This is a genomic window from Pseudoalteromonas sp. 120-MNA-CIBAN-0494 (assembly GCF_040308885.1).
GTDB classification, from domain to species: domain Bacteria; phylum Pseudomonadota; class Gammaproteobacteria; order Enterobacterales; family Alteromonadaceae; genus Pseudoalteromonas; species Pseudoalteromonas nigrifaciens.
Window position 1 is genome coordinate 237,220 of the sequence record NZ_JBEOOE010000001.1, and the last position, 17,688, is coordinate 254,907.

16 protein-coding genes are annotated in these 17,688 nt (G+C 41.6%); 3 read left to right on the plus strand and 13 right to left on the minus strand.

The genetic code is table 11. The annotated features are described in order from the left end of the window. Positions 1–33 precede the first annotated feature (33 nt). Positions 34–522 carry an Sbal_3080 family lipoprotein gene (locus AAEY55_RS01095; protein ID WP_011328878.1) on the plus strand — a complete coding sequence of 163 codons (489 nt, stop codon included), beginning with the start codon at positions 34–36 and terminating at the stop codon, positions 520–522. 135 nt (positions 523–657) lie between these two features. On the opposite strand, the gene metH is transcribed toward AAEY55_RS01095, so the two are convergent. Genes metH through metA form a run of 3 tightly spaced genes read right to left on the minus strand, consistent with a single transcriptional unit; the run spans position 658 to position 5,317 of the window. After that, on the minus strand, positions 658–3,288 hold the full coding sequence (gene metH / locus AAEY55_RS01100; RefSeq protein ID WP_350549712.1) for a methionine synthase: 2,631 nt from the start codon (positions 3,286–3,288) through the stop codon (positions 658–660). A gap of 12 nt (positions 3,289–3,300) precedes the next feature. Further along, positions 3,301–4,380 (minus strand): homocysteine S-methyltransferase family protein, encoded by a 1,080-nt coding sequence (locus AAEY55_RS01105; RefSeq protein ID WP_011328880.1) that lies wholly within the window; start codon positions 4,378–4,380, stop codon positions 3,301–3,303. Continuing rightward, positions 4,370–5,317 carry a homoserine O-succinyltransferase gene (gene metA / locus AAEY55_RS01110; protein ID WP_011328881.1) on the minus strand — a complete coding sequence of 316 codons (948 nt, stop codon included), beginning with the start codon at positions 5,315–5,317 and terminating at the stop codon, positions 4,370–4,372. Before metA ends, AAEY55_RS01105 begins: the two co-directional genes overlap by 11 nt. Before the next feature lie 240 nt (positions 5,318–5,557). Here metA and ettA point away from each other — a divergent pair, with 240 nt between their 5' ends. Further along, positions 5,558–7,231 carry an energy-dependent translational throttle protein EttA gene (gene ettA / locus AAEY55_RS01115; RefSeq protein WP_011328882.1) on the plus strand — a complete coding sequence of 558 codons (1,674 nt, stop codon included), beginning with the start codon at positions 5,558–5,560 and terminating at the stop codon, positions 7,229–7,231. Between the two features lie 86 nt (positions 7,232–7,317). Next, entirely contained in the window at positions 7,318–8,226 is a 909-nt protein-coding gene (locus tag AAEY55_RS01120) for a histone deacetylase (RefSeq protein ID WP_011328883.1), read from the plus strand. A gap of 168 nt (positions 8,227–8,394) precedes the next feature. Here AAEY55_RS01120 and cyoE read toward each other — a convergent pair whose 3' ends face one another. The 10 genes from cyoE to nqrE form a co-directional block, all read right to left on the minus strand. Continuing rightward, positions 8,395–9,279 carry a heme o synthase gene (gene cyoE, locus AAEY55_RS01125; RefSeq protein ID WP_192532400.1) on the minus strand — a complete coding sequence of 295 codons (885 nt, stop codon included), beginning with the start codon at positions 9,277–9,279 and terminating at the stop codon, positions 8,395–8,397. A 9-nt stretch (positions 9,280–9,288) separates the two neighbouring features. Next, positions 9,289–9,648, minus strand: a complete 360-nt coding sequence (gene cyoD / locus AAEY55_RS01130; RefSeq protein WP_011328885.1) for a cytochrome o ubiquinol oxidase subunit IV — start codon at positions 9,646–9,648, stop codon at positions 9,289–9,291. Beyond that, on the minus strand, positions 9,648–10,295 hold the full coding sequence (gene cyoC, locus AAEY55_RS01135; protein WP_011328886.1) for a cytochrome o ubiquinol oxidase subunit III: 648 nt from the start codon (positions 10,293–10,295) through the stop codon (positions 9,648–9,650). The genes cyoD and cyoC overlap by 1 nt, the downstream gene beginning before the upstream one ends. Beyond that, complete coding sequence (gene cyoB, locus AAEY55_RS01140) at positions 10,292–12,295, minus strand: cytochrome o ubiquinol oxidase subunit I (RefSeq protein WP_179807874.1); 2,004 nt, start codon at positions 12,293–12,295, stop codon at positions 10,292–10,294. The genes cyoC and cyoB overlap by 4 nt, the downstream gene beginning before the upstream one ends. Before the next feature lie 2 nt (positions 12,296–12,297). Continuing rightward, positions 12,298–13,212 (minus strand): ubiquinol oxidase subunit II, encoded by a 915-nt coding sequence (cyoA, locus tag AAEY55_RS01145; RefSeq protein WP_086993897.1) that lies wholly within the window; start codon positions 13,210–13,212, stop codon positions 12,298–12,300. A gap of 315 nt (positions 13,213–13,527) precedes the next feature. After that, entirely contained in the window at positions 13,528–13,947 is a 420-nt protein-coding gene (locus AAEY55_RS01150; protein WP_041454755.1) for a hypothetical protein, read from the minus strand. Positions 13,948–14,320: 373 nt separating this feature from the next. Further along, positions 14,321–14,533, minus strand: a complete 213-nt coding sequence (nqrM, locus tag AAEY55_RS01155) for a (Na+)-NQR maturation NqrM (protein WP_011328891.1) — start codon at positions 14,531–14,533, stop codon at positions 14,321–14,323. Between the two features lie 94 nt (positions 14,534–14,627). Then, positions 14,628–15,659: an FAD:protein FMN transferase gene (locus AAEY55_RS01160; RefSeq protein WP_350549809.1), complete on the minus strand. Its 1,032-nt coding sequence runs from the start codon at positions 15,657–15,659 to the stop codon at positions 14,628–14,630. A 159-nt stretch (positions 15,660–15,818) separates the two neighbouring features. After that, positions 15,819–17,051 carry an NADH:ubiquinone reductase (Na(+)-transporting) subunit F gene (nqrF, locus tag AAEY55_RS01165; RefSeq protein ID WP_011328893.1) on the minus strand — a complete coding sequence of 411 codons (1,233 nt, stop codon included), beginning with the start codon at positions 17,049–17,051 and terminating at the stop codon, positions 15,819–15,821. A gap of 18 nt (positions 17,052–17,069) precedes the next feature. Further along, positions 17,070–17,678: an NADH:ubiquinone reductase (Na(+)-transporting) subunit E gene (gene nqrE, locus AAEY55_RS01170; protein ID WP_011328894.1), complete on the minus strand. Its 609-nt coding sequence runs from the start codon at positions 17,676–17,678 to the stop codon at positions 17,070–17,072. Positions 17,679–17,688 lie beyond the last annotated feature (10 nt).

Below are 17,688 nucleotides of genomic sequence, written 5' to 3' on the forward strand. Positions count from 1 at the left end.
ATAAGATCTATATAATTATTGGAAATTAATTTAATGTTAAGATGCTTCACCGCTATATCTACAATATTGTTACTCTCTGGTTGTGCTAACAATGCAATTGTTGAGCTTCAAAAACTAGATTCAAAAAGTTTAACAAACAAAAATATACAAATAATCGATGATGGTAAAACTAAAGATTCAATTAAACATATCATTGCTGGCAAGTTAGATAAATACGGCTTTAAATATCAAATTGTCGATATTTCACAGTCTAACTCTAACGTAACAAATAACCCTAAGCTGACTTACTCTGCAAACTGGTGGTGGGACATGGCTAGTTATATGCGCTATTTGAACATTGAGATAAAAGACAACAGCCAAACTATCGCACTGGTAAAAATTGACACCGTGAAGTGTGGTGGTTTTGACAAGTTTGGTTCAGCCCAACGACGCACTGAGATCACCTTAGATTTACTCCTAAGTGACTTGAGCAAAGAAGAAGCCAATGAACTGATTTGTCTTGGTGGCCAACCTAAAAACTAATCTAAAAAATTGAATAATAAAATTAATGTGTTGTGGCCAATTAATTCTAGACACTGAATTAATTGGTCACAATAGTTGTTAAAAACGAGCCAAATTTGGCTCGTTTTTGTTTTACTGATAACTGACCGCTCCGCTCTATTCCGGATCATACCCTAAGTTAGGCGATAGCCACCTTTCAGCTTCCTCTAACGTCATATTAGTTCGTTTAGCGTAATCTTCCACCTGATCCTTTTGTACTGCGGCTACGGCGTAATATTTAGCTTCCGGGTGCGAAAAGTACCAGCCCGAAACGGCCGCACCTGGCCACATGGCGTACGAGCTTGTTAGCTGCATGCCAATACGTTTTTCGGTGTCGAGCAACTGCCAAATTTTCTTTTTCTCGGTGTGCTCTGGGCACGCTGGGTAACCTGGCGCAGGGCGAATACCTTGGTAGTTTTCGCGTATTAGCTCATCGTTTTCTAGGTTTTCATCTGGTGCAAAACCCCAGTATTCTTTACGTACTTGCTCGTGTAGGTACTCGGCAAACGCTTCGGCGAGCCTGTCGGCAACGGCTTTAATCATTATTTTGTTGTAGTCGTCTTGCTGGGCGTCAAACGCATTAGCTAGGTCGTCTTCTTCCAACCCCCCCGTTACTGCAAATGCGCCAAAGTAATCTGGCGTACCTTTGGGTGCTATATAATCAGCTAGGCAGTAGTTAGCAAAATCGGTTTTTTCGGTTTGCTGGCGTAAATGGCACGAGGTAGTTAACACCTCTTTGCGTGTTTCGTCTGTGTATATTTCTATGTCGTCGCCAACGCGGTTTGCCGGAAATAAACCAATTACACCCAGTGGTTGCAAGCTGCCTGCTTTTTCAAGGTCGTCTAACATGTCGTTGGCGTCTTTAAATAAGCTTTGCGCTTGCTCGCCAACTACTTCATCGGTCATTATGCGCGGGTATTTACCAGCAATTGACCAGGTCATAAAGTATGGCGTCCAATCTATGTATTTACGCAATGTAGTTATAGATACATTTTTAAACTCTTGCACGCCAAGCTGTTTAGGCACTGGTGGTGTGTAGTTATCCCAATCGAGTTTTGCGGCGTTATCGCGAGCACGCTGAATTGTCACTGGTTTTGAGCGTGGTTTTTTACGCGCCTGTTGCTCGCGTACTTTCACGTATTCGGCTTGTGTTTTTTCTAAAAAGTCACTTTTGTGCTCTTTCGATAATAAGTTTGAAACCACACCCACCGCACGGCTGGCGTTACTCACATACACTACGCCTTTATCGTACTGAGGCTCAATTTTAACAGCGGTGTGCGCTTTTGATGTAGTAGCACCACCAATTAACAGCGGCAGTTCAAAACCACGGCGTTTCATTTCTTTGGCTACGTGTACCATTTCGTCAAGCGATGGGGTAATTAGCCCCGATAAACCAATAATATCGGCTTTTTCATCGATTGCGGTTTGCAGTATTTTATCAGCAGGCACCATTACGCCTAAGTCGATTACTTCGTAGTTATTACATTGCAGTACTACGCCAACAATGTTTTTACCTATATCGTGTACGTCGCCTTTTACTGTGGCCATTACAATTTTGCCGTTGGTTGAACCTTCTTCTTTTTCAAGCTCAATGTAGGGATCTAGGTAAGCTACGGCGCGCTTCATTACACGGGCTGATTTAACTACTTGTGGTAAAAACATTTTACCTGCACCAAATAAGTCACCTACTACGTTCATGCCGTCCATTAACGGACCTTCAATTACGTGAATAGGTTTAGCGGCAGCTGCGCGGCACTCTTCGGTGTCTTCGTCTATAAAGGTAGTTATACCTTTAACAAGGGCATGTTCAAGGCGTTTTTCAACGCTCCAACTGCGCCATTCTAAATCTTCAACGCGCTCAGCTTGTGCCATGCCTGAGTACTTAGGCGCAAGCTCTACTAAACGCTCGCCTGCACCTGGATCGGTGTTGAGTATTACGTCTGTAACGGCTTTGCGTAGTTCTTCTGGTATGTCGTCGTAAACCGCCAGTTGCCCCGCGTTAACAATCCCCATATTCATACCCGCTTGAATAGCGTGATATAAAAATACTGAGTGAATAGCTTCACGTACTGGGTTATTACCGCGAAACGAAAACGACACATTCGACACCCCACCCGACACTTTACAGTGCGGCAAATTTTGCTTTATGCGCCGTGTGCCTTCAATAAATTCGACCGCGTAGTTGTCGTGCTCTTCTATCCCTGTGGCTACAGCAAATATATTTGGGTCAAAAATAATGTCTTCGGGCGCAAAGCCAACTTCTTCTACTAATATTTTGTAGCTACGCTCACATATTTCAAACTTTCTATCGGCGGTGGCGGCTTGGCCGTCGGTGTCAAAGGCCATAACTACAGCCGCTGCACCAAAACGTTTAATGGTTTTGGCTTGACGAATAAACGGCTCTTCGCCTTCTTTTAACGAAATTGAGTTAACAATGGCTTTGCCTTGAATGCACTTTAAACCGGCTTCTATTACTTCCCATTTAGAGGAGTCGACCATGATAGGTACGCGAGAAATATCGGGTTCTGAGGCAATTAAATTTAAAAACTTAACCATGGCGGCTTTTGAATCCAACATGGCTTCGTCCATGTTTATATCAATTACCTGCGCGCCGTTTTCTACTTGTTCGCGAGCAACTGTTAACGCGGTTTCATAGTCTTCTTCCATGATCAAACGTTTAAACATGGCGGAGCCGGTTACATTGGTACGTTCGCCGACATTAGTAAATACTGCTATTTTTTGAGTCATGTTGGCGGCTCCTTAATTTAAGTTACAGGCTTCGAGGCCCGATAAACGCATGCGTACTTCAATTTCTGGCAACTGGCGTGGTTTAACGCCTTCAAGCCCTTTTGCAAAGGCGCGAATATGCGCAGGTGTGGTGCCGCAGCAACCACCTACAATATTAATAAAGCCCGACTTACCCCAATCAATAATTTCGGTTGCCATTTCTTTTGCTTCTAGGTCGTAGCCACCAAATTCGTTAGGCAAGCCTGCATTGGGATGCACCGAGGTAAAGGTTTCGCATACACGCGACAACTCTTGCACATATTGGCGCAGTAAATCTGGGCCTAAGGCGCAGTTAAGGCCAATAGAAAGCGGTTTAATATGGCGAATAGAGTTATAAAAGGCTTCGGTAGTTTGCCCCGAAAGCGTACGCCCAGAGGCATCGGTAATAGTGCCGGAGATCATAACTGGTAATGTGCGCCCTGCTTGCTCAAACGCTTCCTCTACTGCAAACGATGCAGCTTTAGCATTGAGGGTATCGAATATGGTTTCGATTAAAATAATATCGGCGCCACCTTCCATCAGTGCCAAGGTCGATTCTACATAGGCAGTAACTAAACGATCAAAGGTAACATTACGATAGCCCGGATCGTTTACATCGGGCGACAATGAACAAGTTTTTGACGTTGGCCCAAGTACGCCCGCTACATAACGTGGTTTTTCGGGTGTTTTAGCACTAAACTCATCGCAAAGTAGCCGTGCCAATTTTGCCGACTCTAGGTTTATTTCACGGCTTAGATTAGCCATGTCGTAATCTTCCATCGAAATGGTGGTGGAGTTAAAGGTATTGGTTTCGATAATATCGGCACCGGCAGCTAAAAAGCTACGATGAATATCGGTAATTATTTTAGGCTGCGTAAGGCTTAGTAAATCGTTATTACCGCGAATAAGTACATGCCAATCTTTAAAGCGCTCACCGCGATAGTCTTGCTCTTCTAATTGGTGTGCTTGGATCATAGTGCCCATAGCGCCGTCTAAAATTAAAATTCGCTCTTTTAACGCTGCACTTAGTTCGTCGTGCTTATTTTGGTCATTATTAAGAGGGTTATTCGGCATAGTTGTTAGTCCTTACGTCTTGGCTAACTAAATTAATATCATAGGGTGTAGTTTGGTACACGTAATAATTTAACCAGTTCGAAAAAAGTAAAAAAGCATGGCTTTGCCACGTTTTTGAAGGTTGTTTAGTTGCATCGTCATCTGGAAAGTAATTTTCGGGCTTGGGCGCATTGTCGCTTTTTTCGCAATCGCGTTGGTATTCAGCTTTTAACGAGTCGGCGTCATACTCTGGGTGGCCGGTAATAAACACTTGGCTGCCCGACTTATTTTTAACTAAGTAAGCACCTACTTTCTCAGAACCCGCTAGCACGACTAGTTCATTGCAAGCATTTATTTTATTTACATCTACATGGCCATAACGCGAATGCGGCACTAAAAAGGTGTCGTCAAAGCCGCGCGTTAACGCCCCATGTTCAAAGTAACATTGGTGCGTAAATACGCCGCACAGTTTATCGGTTTTTAAATCGCGCTTTATTTTATAATGATGATAAAGCGCTGCATGCGCTGCCCAACACGAAAAAAGTGTAGACGTAACATGCTGCTCAGCCCAATCTAAAATTGCGGTAAACTCATCCCAATAAGCTACATCCTGGTACTCTAAATGCGCTAGCGGCGCGCCGGTAACTATTAATGCATCGTAGTTATTGTTTTTTACTTCTGAAAAATAACGATAAAAGGTGTCTAGGTGCTGCTCTGAATTACTGCTACTGCGATGAGTGTCTAGACGCAGTAGTTCTACATTTACTTGCAAGGGCGAATTGGCAAGCAAACGAATAAACTGTACTTCGGTTTCAACTTTATTAGGCATTAAGTTAAGAATAGCCAAACGCATGGGGCGAATTTCTTGCGTTTTTGCACGAGTTTGTGGCATTACAAATACGTTTTCTTGGCGCAGGCGAGCAATAGCTGGTAGTTCGTCTTTTACTGTAATTGGCATCCTTTTACTCCTATTCATCAAAACCGAAAACTTATTATGAACAGATAAGAAAAAATATCAACCAATAGATGTATAGATGTCTAAATATCCAAATGAATTTTTTTCATCCTATTTTATAATCGTTTTTGTGCACTTTATAGTTTGTTTGTCGGTTTAAAATTGGCCATTCGTTGACTGCCTCACCCGTCAACCACTACAATAGAGCATTGTAATTTTTATTATTATTTGAAGGTTTTTTCCATGGTTTTACCTGATAAATTTATATTCTCGATGAGTCGAGTTTCTAAGGTTGTGCCACCTAAGCGCACTATCTTAAAAGACATCTCGTTACACTTTTTCCCGGGCGCTAAAATTGGTGTGCTTGGTTTAAACGGCTCTGGTAAATCAACATTGCTACGTATTATGGCCGGTGTTGACCAAGACTTTGAAGGTGATGCCTTTCCACAACCAGGCACTAAAATTGGTTACTTACCGCAAGAACCTGTTTTAGACGAAAGCAAAACCGTACGCGAAATCGTTGAGCAAGCTGTTGGCGAAGTTAAATACGCGCTTAAACGCCTTGACGAAGTGTATAACGAATACGCCATGGAAGACGCTGACTTTGACGCACTTGCAAAAGAGCAAGGCGAGCTTGAAGCGGTTATTCAAGCGCACGATGGTCATAACATAGACAACGTTTTAGAGCGCGCTGCCGATGCACTACGTTTACCTGAGTGGGATGCTAAAATTGAGCACCTTTCGGGTGGTGAACGCCGCCGTGTTGCTATATGCCGACTGTTACTTGAAAAACCAGACATGCTTATTCTCGATGAGCCAACTAACCACTTAGACGCTGAGTCGGTTGCCTGGTTAGAGCGCTTCTTACACGATTACGAAGGCACAGTTGTGGCGGTAACGCATGACCGTTACTTCCTAGATAATGTAGCAGGTTGGATTTTAGAGCTTGACCGTGGTGAAGGTATTCCATGGGAAGGTAACTACTCTTCGTGGTTAGAGCAAAAAGATGCGCGCCTACAACAAGAGCAAAAATCTGAAAAAGCACGTCAAAAGTCAATTGCGCAAGAGCTTGAATGGGTTCGTTCAAACCCTAAAGGCCGCCAAGCTAAGTCAAAAGCACGTATGGCGCAGTTTACCGAAATGCAGCAGTCTGATTATCAAAAACGTAACGAAACCAACGAAATGTTTATTCCGCCTGGCCCACGTTTAGGGGATCAAGTGCTTGAAATAACTAACTTACGTAAAAGCTTTGGCGACCGTGTATTAATCGACGATTTAAGCTTTAGCATGCCAAAAGGTGCCATTGTGGGCATTATTGGTGCTAACGGCGCGGGTAAATCAACACTGTTTAAAATGATCAGCGGCGAGCAACAGCAAGACAGCGGCAACATCACCATAGGTGAAAGCGTACACATTGCAACGGTTGATCAGTTCCGTGACGGTATGGACGAAAGCAAAACTGTTTTCCAAGAAATATCTGACGGGCAAGACGTACTTAAAATTGGTAATTTTGAGTTCCCAAGCCGTGCTTACGTTAGCCGTTTTAACTTTAAAGGTAACGATCAGCAAAAGTTTGTTAAAGACCTATCGGGTGGTGAACGTAACCGTTTACACCTTGCTAAGTTATTAAAAGCTGGCGGTAACGTGTTACTACTCGATGAGCCAACTAACGACTTGGACGTTGAAACACTACGTGCACTAGAAAACGCTATTTTAGAGTTTCCTGGTTGTGTAATGTGTATATCGCATGACCGTTGGTTCCTTGACCGTATTGCTACACATATTTTAGATTACCGCGACGAAGGCCAAATTAACTTCTTTGATGGTAACTACACTGAGTACGAAGAGTGGCTTAAAAAGACCTTAGGTGCTGAGGCAACTCAACCTAAGCGTATTAAGTACAAAAAGATTGGTTAATAGCTAATTTTAAGCTCTAGGCAATAATTAAGCCCTGCATTTATGTAGGGCTTTTGTTTTATAACTATAACTACAAATAGAATTTTATGACCCTAAATCCTCACTTGCCGTTAGTTTATCATCCTAATTACTCGTTTAGCTTTGATCCTAAACATCGCTTTGTAATGAGTAAATTTGCACATTTATACCAGCACGTTAAGCAGTTAGGATTAGTTGGCGATAACTTAGTACAGCCGTTATTAGGTACGCCAGAGGCACTAGAATTAGTACACTGCGAAAACTATATTCACGACCTATATCATAATCAATTAGACGAAAAAGCCATGCGCCGTATTGGTCTACCTTGGTCAAAAGAGCTAATGGCGCGTACCTTTACAGCCCCACAAGGTACACTACAAACCGCTCGCTTAGCCCTTAAACACGGTATGGCATGCCATTTAGCAGGCGGTACACACCACGCGCATACTGATTTTGGCTCAGGCTATTGCATGGTTAACGACTTGGCTTTTACTACGCAAACATTAATTGAGTCGGGTGAGGTTACTAATGTACTTATTTTTGATTTAGACGTACATCAAGGCGATGGCACCGCGGCCATGCTGCAACATCAGCCTTATGCGTATACCTGCTCGATTCATTGCGAAAAAAACTTTCCGTTTCGTAAATCCCCTAGCGATTTAGATATTGGTTTAACTAACAATATGCAAGACGCTGAGTATTTAGGCATAGTTGACGACACCCTGCAATTTTTGCTCAAAGAGCTAAACCCCGATTTAGTGTTGTACGATGCGGGAGTTGATGTGTGGCAACAAGACGGTTTAGGCAAACTCGATATTAGCTGGCAAGGTATAGAGCAGCGCGACCATCTCGTACTTAAACGCTGCCTTGAGCACAACACTCCGGTAGCTACGGTTATTGGCGGCGGTTACGACAGAGATCACCAGCGTTTAGCTCAGCGTCATGGCATTGTAGTTGAGCAAGCAGCACGTTTTTAATAGTTTTAGAGTTTTGGTATAAATACATATTGCAGCGGGCGTTAAAACGAAAAAAGGCTCCTCGAATATCTCAGAGCCTTTGTTAACTTTGGAATTAACTCGGTACTATTAACTCGGTACTATTAACTCGGTACTATTAACTAGGTGTATTAATTAGGTATGATTAAATTAACTAAGTACGAGTAACTGCGGCGCTATGCTTTGATAATCTACCGCCATAGCAATACTAAGTGCGGTAATATTAATAATTGAAAACGCGAATACTTGACGCGCCCAGCCGCTTATATCTATATTACGACGATAGCCCCGCAGCGCCATTAACAGCCACCAAAAACTAGTAATACAGGCAACCGCCATAAAAGCAGCACCGGTATAACCACTAATAGGTAGCAGCATTACAACCAAGGCATATATGGCAATATAAAGCACAATATGGCGTTTTGCTTTATCAATACCTTGCGCTACAGGTAATACAGGAATACCCGCTGCTTGGTAATCTTTAAAGCGAAAAATAGCAATGGCGTATGAGTGCGGCATTTGCCACAGGCTAAACATTACCAGTAAAATTAATGCCCCCATATCAAACTCCCCTGATACTGCGCAGTAACCAACAACCGGTGGCACAGCCCCCGATAAACTGCCAATAAAAGTGCCATAAACTGAGTTACGCTTCATGTAAAGGCTATAAACCCCTACATAAATAAAGTAACCAAAGACGGCAAAAAATACTGCTGCAGGAGTGGTATAAGCTATTAATAAACCAAAGCCTATAATCCCCAATACCACCCCATGACATAAAGCAGCCATTGCAGACATTTCGCCCGTTACTGTTACCCGGGTGCGAGTACGCGCCATGGCAATATCTATATCTCGGTCAATCACATTATTAATAGCACAACCTGATGCAACCACTAGCGATAAGCCAATTAAGGTAGCAACCATTAGCCATGGGTTTATATCACCGCGGGAGGCTAGTAAAAACCCGCCCGCTACGCTGATTAAGTTACCCATAATAATACCTGGCTTAGTTACTGATAAATAACGACGAAACATCTTTAGCTCCTAATACATCATCATTGCGTTAGATTCGTAAATAATCCAAACAGATAGCCCAACCACCATAACAATAATTAGGGCACTGAATAAAAACGAGAAGGTACTTGCACGGCCATCTTCGGTAATAAAATTAAGGTGTAAAAAGTATTTTAAATGTACCCAAATTTGTACTACGGCTAGAGTAATAATGCTGTAAAGCGTGGTTGCTTTTGAAAAGTCGCCACTCATTACCATATAAAATGGTATAGCGGTTAAAATTACCGACAATACAAAACCAATTAAATAACTTTTAACACTGCCATGAGATTCATCGTGGTGATGCTCATTTTGCATTTGCTTTAAAGCATGTGTTTCGCTGTGGCTCATTACATTGCTCCCATTAAATAAACTAGGGTGAATACACAAATCCACACAATATCTAAAAAGTGCCAAAACAAGCTTAAGCAGCTCAAACGCGTTACGGTTGCTTTACCTAAGCCACGTTTAGCAACTTCAATCATCATTACACTCATCCAAATTAAACCTGCGGTTACGTGTAAACCATGCAAGCCAACTAATGCAAAAAACGAGGTTAAAAAAGCACTTTTTTGTGGACCATTGCCATGCACAATTAGGTGATTAAATTCGTAAACTTCCATACTAATAAACACCACACCTAAACAAAAAGTAACCGCTAACCATATTAAGGTCAGCGCCTTTTTTTGCCCTTGCGCGGCTATCATTGCAAAACCAAAGGTAATACTACTAATAAGCAGTGCGGCAGTTTCTACTGCTACAAAGTCGAGCTCAAAAATATCTTTACCCGATACGCCGCCAGCGGTGTTCATAAACAACACCGCGTAGGTAGCAAAAAACGAGGCAAACAATAGGCAATCGGTCATTAAGTAAAGCCAAAAACCAAAAGTAGTATTACTAGAGGTATCATGATGCGCGTGAGCATCATGATCCTGTTTGGTATTTACAATTGCAGAGTTTAAAGTTACTGACTCTTGACTAACAGACAAGGTACTCATGCGTTTAGCTCCTTATCAGTGGCTAAAATAGTGGCACTTAAGTTATGTGCTTGTTCAATACGTGCTACTTCGTCGGGCTGCACATAGTAGTCAACATCGCTTGCATAACAACGTTTGATAAATATAGCTATGCCTCCTACTAAACCTGCCGCAGCTAACCACCAAATATGCCAGATCATGGCAAAACAAAATGCGGTTAAACTAGCAGCCATAAGTACCCCTGCCGAAGTGTTTTTAGGCATATGAATTGGGCTATAGCTTATTTTACCTTGATAAGCTTGGCCTTTTTCTTTCATGTCGGTCCAGGCATCAATATCGTCAACATGCGGTATTTGGGCAAAGTTATAAGCCTGTGGTGGTGACGATGTTGACCATTCAAGCGTGTGACCGTTCCATGGATCGCCGGTAGCATCGTCAAGTGCTTCACGGTCTCTAAAGCTCACATACAATTGAATTACTTGGCAAATAATACCAAACATAATAATGACTGCGCCTACTGCAGCTATGTATAACCAAATATTCCAATCTGGGTTATTGGTGTGATTTAAACGACGGGTCATACCTAAAAAGCCTAATACGTACAGCGGCATAAACGCGACAAAAAAGCCAATAATCCAACACCAAAATGCGCCTTTACCCCAGCCTTCATTTAGCTTAAAGCCCATTGCTTTAGGGAACCAAAATGCAAAGCCAGCAAGGTAGCCAAATACCGCGCCACCAATAATAGTATTATGAAAATGTGCGATTAAAAACAAACTGTTATGCAGTACGTAGTCGGCACCAGGTATTGCTAATAGCACCCCGGTCATGCCACCTACGGTAAAGGTAACCATAAAGCCAAGCGTCCACAATACGGGTACGGTTATACGTAAACGGCCACGGTAAATAGTAAATAACCAGTTGAACAATTTAACCCCGGTTGGTACGGCAATAACCATGGTCATTACCCCAAAAAACGCATTAACGTTGGCGCTCGAACCCATGGTAAAAAAGTGATGTAACCACACAATAAAGCCTAAAATAGAGATAGCACCACTGGCGTAAATCATCGACTTATAACCAAATAGACGTTTGCTGGTAAAGGTAGAAATTATTTCAGAGAACACACCAAATGCTGGCAGCACTAAAATATAAACCTCTGGATGACCCCACGCCCAAAATAGGTTGATGTACATCATGGCGTTTCCGCCCAGATCATTGGTAAAGAAGTGAAAATCGAGATAACGGTCAAGCGTTAGCATGGCCAATACGGCTGTTAAAATAGGGAATGATGCGGCAATTAAAATATTAGCCCATGTACAGGTCCAAGTAAAAACCGGCATTTTCATTAAGCTCATACCTGGTGCACGCATTTTAAACACGGTAACTAAAAAGTTCACTGCGGTTAATAATGTGCCAAGCCCTGATATTTGCAACGCCCATATATAATAGTCGACCCCCACCCCGGCACTAAAAGTTAGCTCCGAGAGCGGTGGATAAGCCACCCAACCTGTTTTTGCAAACTCACCAAAAATAAGTGACAAATTAATTAAAATAGCGCCACTGGCAGTAAGCCAAAAGCTTAAGTTATTTAAAAATGGAAAAGCGACATCACGTGCGCCAATTTGCAATGGCACTATAATATTCATTAAACCTATCATAAATGGCATGGCCATAAAGATGATCATAATAACGCCGTGTGCGGTAAATATTTGGTCGTAATGTTCTGGTGGCAAATACCCAGGAGCTCCACTGGTAGCAAGTGCTAACTGAGCACGCATCATAATGGCATCAGAAAAACCACGAAATAGCATAATTAACGCTAATAAAATGTACATTACGCCTAAGCGTTTATGATCAACCGAGGTGATCCAGTCGCGCCACAGCACGCCCCATTTTTTATATTTTGTAATAAGCCCGGCAATAATAAGCCCAGCTAATGCAATAACGGCCATGGTTACCATAATAATGGGTTCATGAAACGGAATTGCATCCATTGAAAGTTTACCTAAAAACAACATGGTTATTCCTCGCCTTGGCTGTGAGATGAGTGCGTTGAATGCTCGCCCATTGCAGGGTGCTTTTTATTCATATCGCCGTGTGCGCCCATATATTTCATCACTATGGTATGAAATAAGCCTGCTTCAACGTCGCCGTAATAGGCCACCTGGTTGTTTTCGCTCGCTTTAGCCAGCTCAACATAATTTGCATGAGTAAGGTTATTACCTTGTGCTTTTATATCGCTTACCCATTTGTCAAAACCGGCTTGGGTAGGAGTAGCAATGGCATTAAACTTCATACCGGTAAAACCTGCACCACTGTAATTGGCCGAAAAACCTTTAAAAGTACCCGGTTCATTGGCGATTAAATGCAGCTTGGTTTCCATGCCAGCCATTGAGTATATTTGACTCCCCAATTGCGGAATAAAAAATGAATTCATGGTGCTCTCTGAAGTGATTTTATATTCAACCGGTACATTTGCCGGAAACACTAATTCGTTAACCGTAGCAATGCCTTGCTCCGGATAAATAAATAACCACTTCCAGTTTAGCGATACCACTTCTACAGTGAGGTGCTTGCCTTTGCCTTCAATTGGCTTGTAAGGGTCTAACGCTTGTGTAGACTGCCAAGTAATAACACCTAAAATAACAACAATAACAATAGGAACAGCCCACACAACAGCTTCAATCTTATTAGAATGAGCCCATTTGGGAGCGTAAATTTCATGAGTTTGTGTGTCTCTATATTTCCAAGCGAAATATAAAGTCATCACAATAACGGGGATCACTACCAGTAACATAAGCACAGTAGCTATGATGATTAAGTTTTTCTCATCAATGCCTATCTGCCCTTTTGGATCGAGTATCCCGCCTTTACAGCCTGACAACGCCAGTACTGTACTAGCTAAAGCAATATTACAGAGGTTACGAATTATCAAGGGACTATCCTACAAACCTAAAAGTTCTAAGGTGCTGCTTTAAAATAGCGCTAAGCAACGGTTTATCGGTAAACCCAAGTTAACTAATATCAAATTATAAAAAATAAGGGGGCTATTCAAAATCTAAAGCTCATGCCAATAAAGACCTAGCAACAAACCCAGCTTTCTAAACGCATTTATATAACGTAATAAAAGTTAACTTGGGTGAGTGGTGGTTGGCTGAAATGTGTTTAAAAAACACTGAGCTACTTTGTTTACAACAGGCTAATTATTTACAGCAAGACAAAATAATTAAACCAATAACAAGGGGTAACCTTACAGACAACCTGTAAAGCTAGGTGGAGCACGACAACCATGTGCGGCTTGCACTGGTTGGCTAACTTTAGCCTCGCTAAAAGCAAAGGCTGCTTTACGGAGGATTATTCCAGCACGACGTGCTGAAAATGTATGAAACAATAACCAACAAAGGCCAATAAGTAACTGGCTAGAAATAATCGGATAAGCTAAAAATTCAGCAATTGTTAGTAATAACGGCTCTACAAAAGTGTTATCGCTTAACAAAGCTTCAAGGCTAAATGCATCCTCTGCAGCTCCGCTTAGCAGCATTAGGGTATTAAATACGACTAATGTTATAGCCACGCACACGCCTTTCCCAGCCTTATTCAAGCGCCCACACAATGCACTCTCGCCAAAGGCAAGCTGAACATTAGTATGATTACAAGATAGTGCGTTCAAAGACATTAACCTACTTAAATGACTAATAACAAAAATAACTCAATACGCAAATAGTGAAAAATCACATCTGCTGTAAGCCTAAAATCAGCTGCTAAATACAATTAAATCCGATTAGCACAAATTAGCTAAGTGGCAATTGATTTGCATCAATCAAACTTTCAAAACTTACTGAAAGTTCGAACGTGAGTATAACAAAGCGAGTGTGCGGCACAAGAAAAAATTAATATTTTTTAAAAAGAGCTTTCTTTAAACTCGAGTAACATAATACCCGTGTGCATAACTGTTTGAGTTCGTATAAAAAGCAGATACTAAAAAGCCCCCAATAATTAAATATTGGGGGCTTTTTAGTACGTATATTTTAAATAAAAACACGTTACATAATTTGGTTTTCTTTCCAAACTTGCTCTTTTGCCATGCGCTGTTTGCGTTTATCACACGGATCATCGCAATCGCAGGCTTTATCAATACCTACGGCACCTAGGCCACCGCAACTGCCAGCCATAGATTTTTTTTGTACAATCATGCCCACAGCCATCGCTGCCACAATCAAAATAAGTAAAGTAAAAGTAAGAAGAAAAAGTGACATTGCTTAGCCCCTATTGTTCAGCAATAAATTAGGCTCAAACATATTTGAGCAACTGTTATTATATACCTTAGTGATTAAAATATAAACCTAAGCGTTATAAATAAGGCTTAAATGCAGGGCTTGAATATGTTATTAAACCCTTGTCTGACTTTCCTATTAAATACACTGGTAAATCATGTTTTTGTGCATATGCTTGGGCTTTTTTCATACCCATTACGGTTAATGCCGTTGCAAGCCCGTCTGCTGTCATAGCGCTTGGGTGCAATACTGTTACCGATACTAAATCGTGACGGCTAGGCATACCGGTTACTGGATCAATTAAGTGGCTGTATGTTTCACCTTCCATTTCATAAAAAATACGGTAATCGCCCGATGTAGCAATGCCATTGGTACCTGGCGCTAAAACTCTGTGCACTTCGCGCTCACCTGGCTGTGCATCTGGTTGTTCAATGGCTATTTTCCAATCTTGATTATTGGGTTTAACACCGCTTATACGCAGCTCGCCACCAATTTCTACCATATAGTTACTAATATTATGGCTTTCTAATAGTTGCGCTACTTTATCTATGCCATAACCTTTAGCGGTTGCCGAAAACGTCAGCTCTAAGCCATCAACGGTTTTAGCCAAACCTTGCTCGGTTAAAGTAAGTTTATCAACGCCAATATTTGCCAACATTTTTGCTAGGGCTGCATCGCTTGGGCGCTTAGTTGGTTTTTTATTAGGGCCAAAACCCCATAAATCAATGAGCGGCCCCATAGTAACATCGAGAGTTTTAGTTGATTCGCCTAATCGAATTGACTCAGTAACAACCGCTCTAAAGTCTGCACTTATTGGCATTACTTCATTGGCTGGTAAACGGTTAAAAGTGTTTATTTCAGAGTCAGGTATGTACGTTGACATAGACTGATTTATATCGTGTAAAACAGCGTCAACTTCCTCTTTAAGCACTACTACGTCGCGCTGAGGCTGCTCATCGTAAAATTTAATATGGTAAGTAGTACCCATTGTTTTACCTTCTAGGTAAAAGCTCTCTGGCTGTGGTTTTTCATTACATCCACTAAGTAAAAAAATCAGCGATATTAAAAACAAGGCCATTATGCCTTGGGGAATACTTACACGATTCATCACAACCCTACTTCCATTAATTTAAGAATAAAACTTTATGAATAAAAAAGCCTCGTAGCATAATATGCTACGAGGCTGATATTTTAACCAAAACTAAGTTGTTTTGATATAGATCTTGTTGACCTTTAAGGATTGAAATAGGTTCAACCCATTTAGCTATTAGCCACCGAAATCATCTAGTAAGATATTCTCGTCTTCAACACCTAAATCTTTAAGCATAGTAATAACTGCCGCGTTCATCATTGGAGGACCACACATGTAGTACTCACAATCTTCAGGGGCTTCGTGATCTTTAAGATAGTTCTCAAATAACACGTTATGGATAAAGCCTGTGTAGCCTTCCCAGTTATCTTCTGCTTGCGGATCTGAAAGCGCGGTGTGCCAAACGAAGTTATCGTTTTCAGCAGCTAGGCCGTCAAAATCTTCAACATAGAACATTTCGCGTCTAGAACGTGCACCATACCAAAAGCTCATCTTACGCTTAGAGTTCAAACGTTTAAGTTGATCAAAGATATGAGAACGCATTGGCGCCATACCAGCACCACCACCAACGAAGATCATTTCTGCGTCAGTATTTTTAGCGAAGAACTCACCAAATGGACCAGAAATAGTTACTTTATCGCCTTTAGTTAGTGACCAAATGTACGAAGACATTTTACCACATGGCAGGCTTAGGTTTCTTGGCGGTGGAGCAGCGATACGCACGTTAAGCATAATGATGCCTTCTTCTTCTGGGTAGTTAGCCATTGAGTAAGCACGAATTGTTTCTTCGTCTACTTTTGACTCCAGGTCGAAGAAACCAAAATGATTCCAATCACCACGATATTCTTCTGGAACATCGAAATCAGCATATTTAACATGATGAGCTGGCGCTTCAATTTGGATGTAACCACCCGCACGGAACGGCACTGACTCGCCATCTGGAATTTGTAGTACAAGTTCTTTAATGAACGTTGCTTTGTTATCGTTAGAGATAACTTCACAATCCCATTTTTTAACACCGAAAATTGACTCTTCAAGCTCAATTTCCATGTCATTTTTAACATTTACCTGACACGCTAAACGACAGCCTTCACGGGCTTCACCTTTAGAAATGTGATCAAGTTCAGTTGGCAGAATATCGCCGCCACCTTCTTTAATGTGTACACGACACTGACCACAAGAGCCACCGCCACCACATGCAGAAGATACGAAAATACCTGACTCAGATAGCGCGCCTAATAGCTTGCTACCTGCTGATGTTTTAATGGCTTTGTCTGGGTCGCCATTAATCCCAATGATGATATCGCCACTTGCAACTAACTGAGATTTAGCACCAATGATCACTAAAACTAGTAGTACAACGATAGCGATGAAAACACCAACTCCTAAGAAAATATCAGTATAACCCATGATTTATCCTCGCTACCTTTACAGTGAAATACCAGAGAATGACATAAAGCCAAGAGCCATTAAGCCAACAGTAATAAAGGTAATACCTAAACCACGTAAGCCATCTGGAACGTCTGAATATTTCATTTTCTCACGGATACCTGCAAGTAATGTAATTGCAAGTGCCCAACCAACACCAGCGCCAATACCATAAACCACAGACTCGCCGAAGTTATAGTTACGCTCAACCATGAAAGATACCGCACCAAAAATTGCACAGTTAACTGTGATTAGTGGTAAGAAGATACCTAACGCGTTGTAAAGTGCTGGGAAGAACTTATCTAATGCCATTTCCAAAATTTGCACAAGTGCTGCAATAACACCAATGAAAGTTAAGAAACGTAAAAAGCTAAGATCTGCATCTGGGTAACCAAGCCACGTAAGTGAACCCGGTGCTAACACTGCATGGTAAACTAAGTTGTTAACTGGTACCGAAATACCTAATACAACAATAACCGCTACACCTAGGCCAATTGATGTGGTTACTTTTTTAGATACTGCTAAAAAAGTACACATGCCTAAGAAGAATGATAACGCTAAGTTTTCAATAAAAACGGCTTTTACAAATAAACTAATATAATGTTCCACTGTGTGCCCC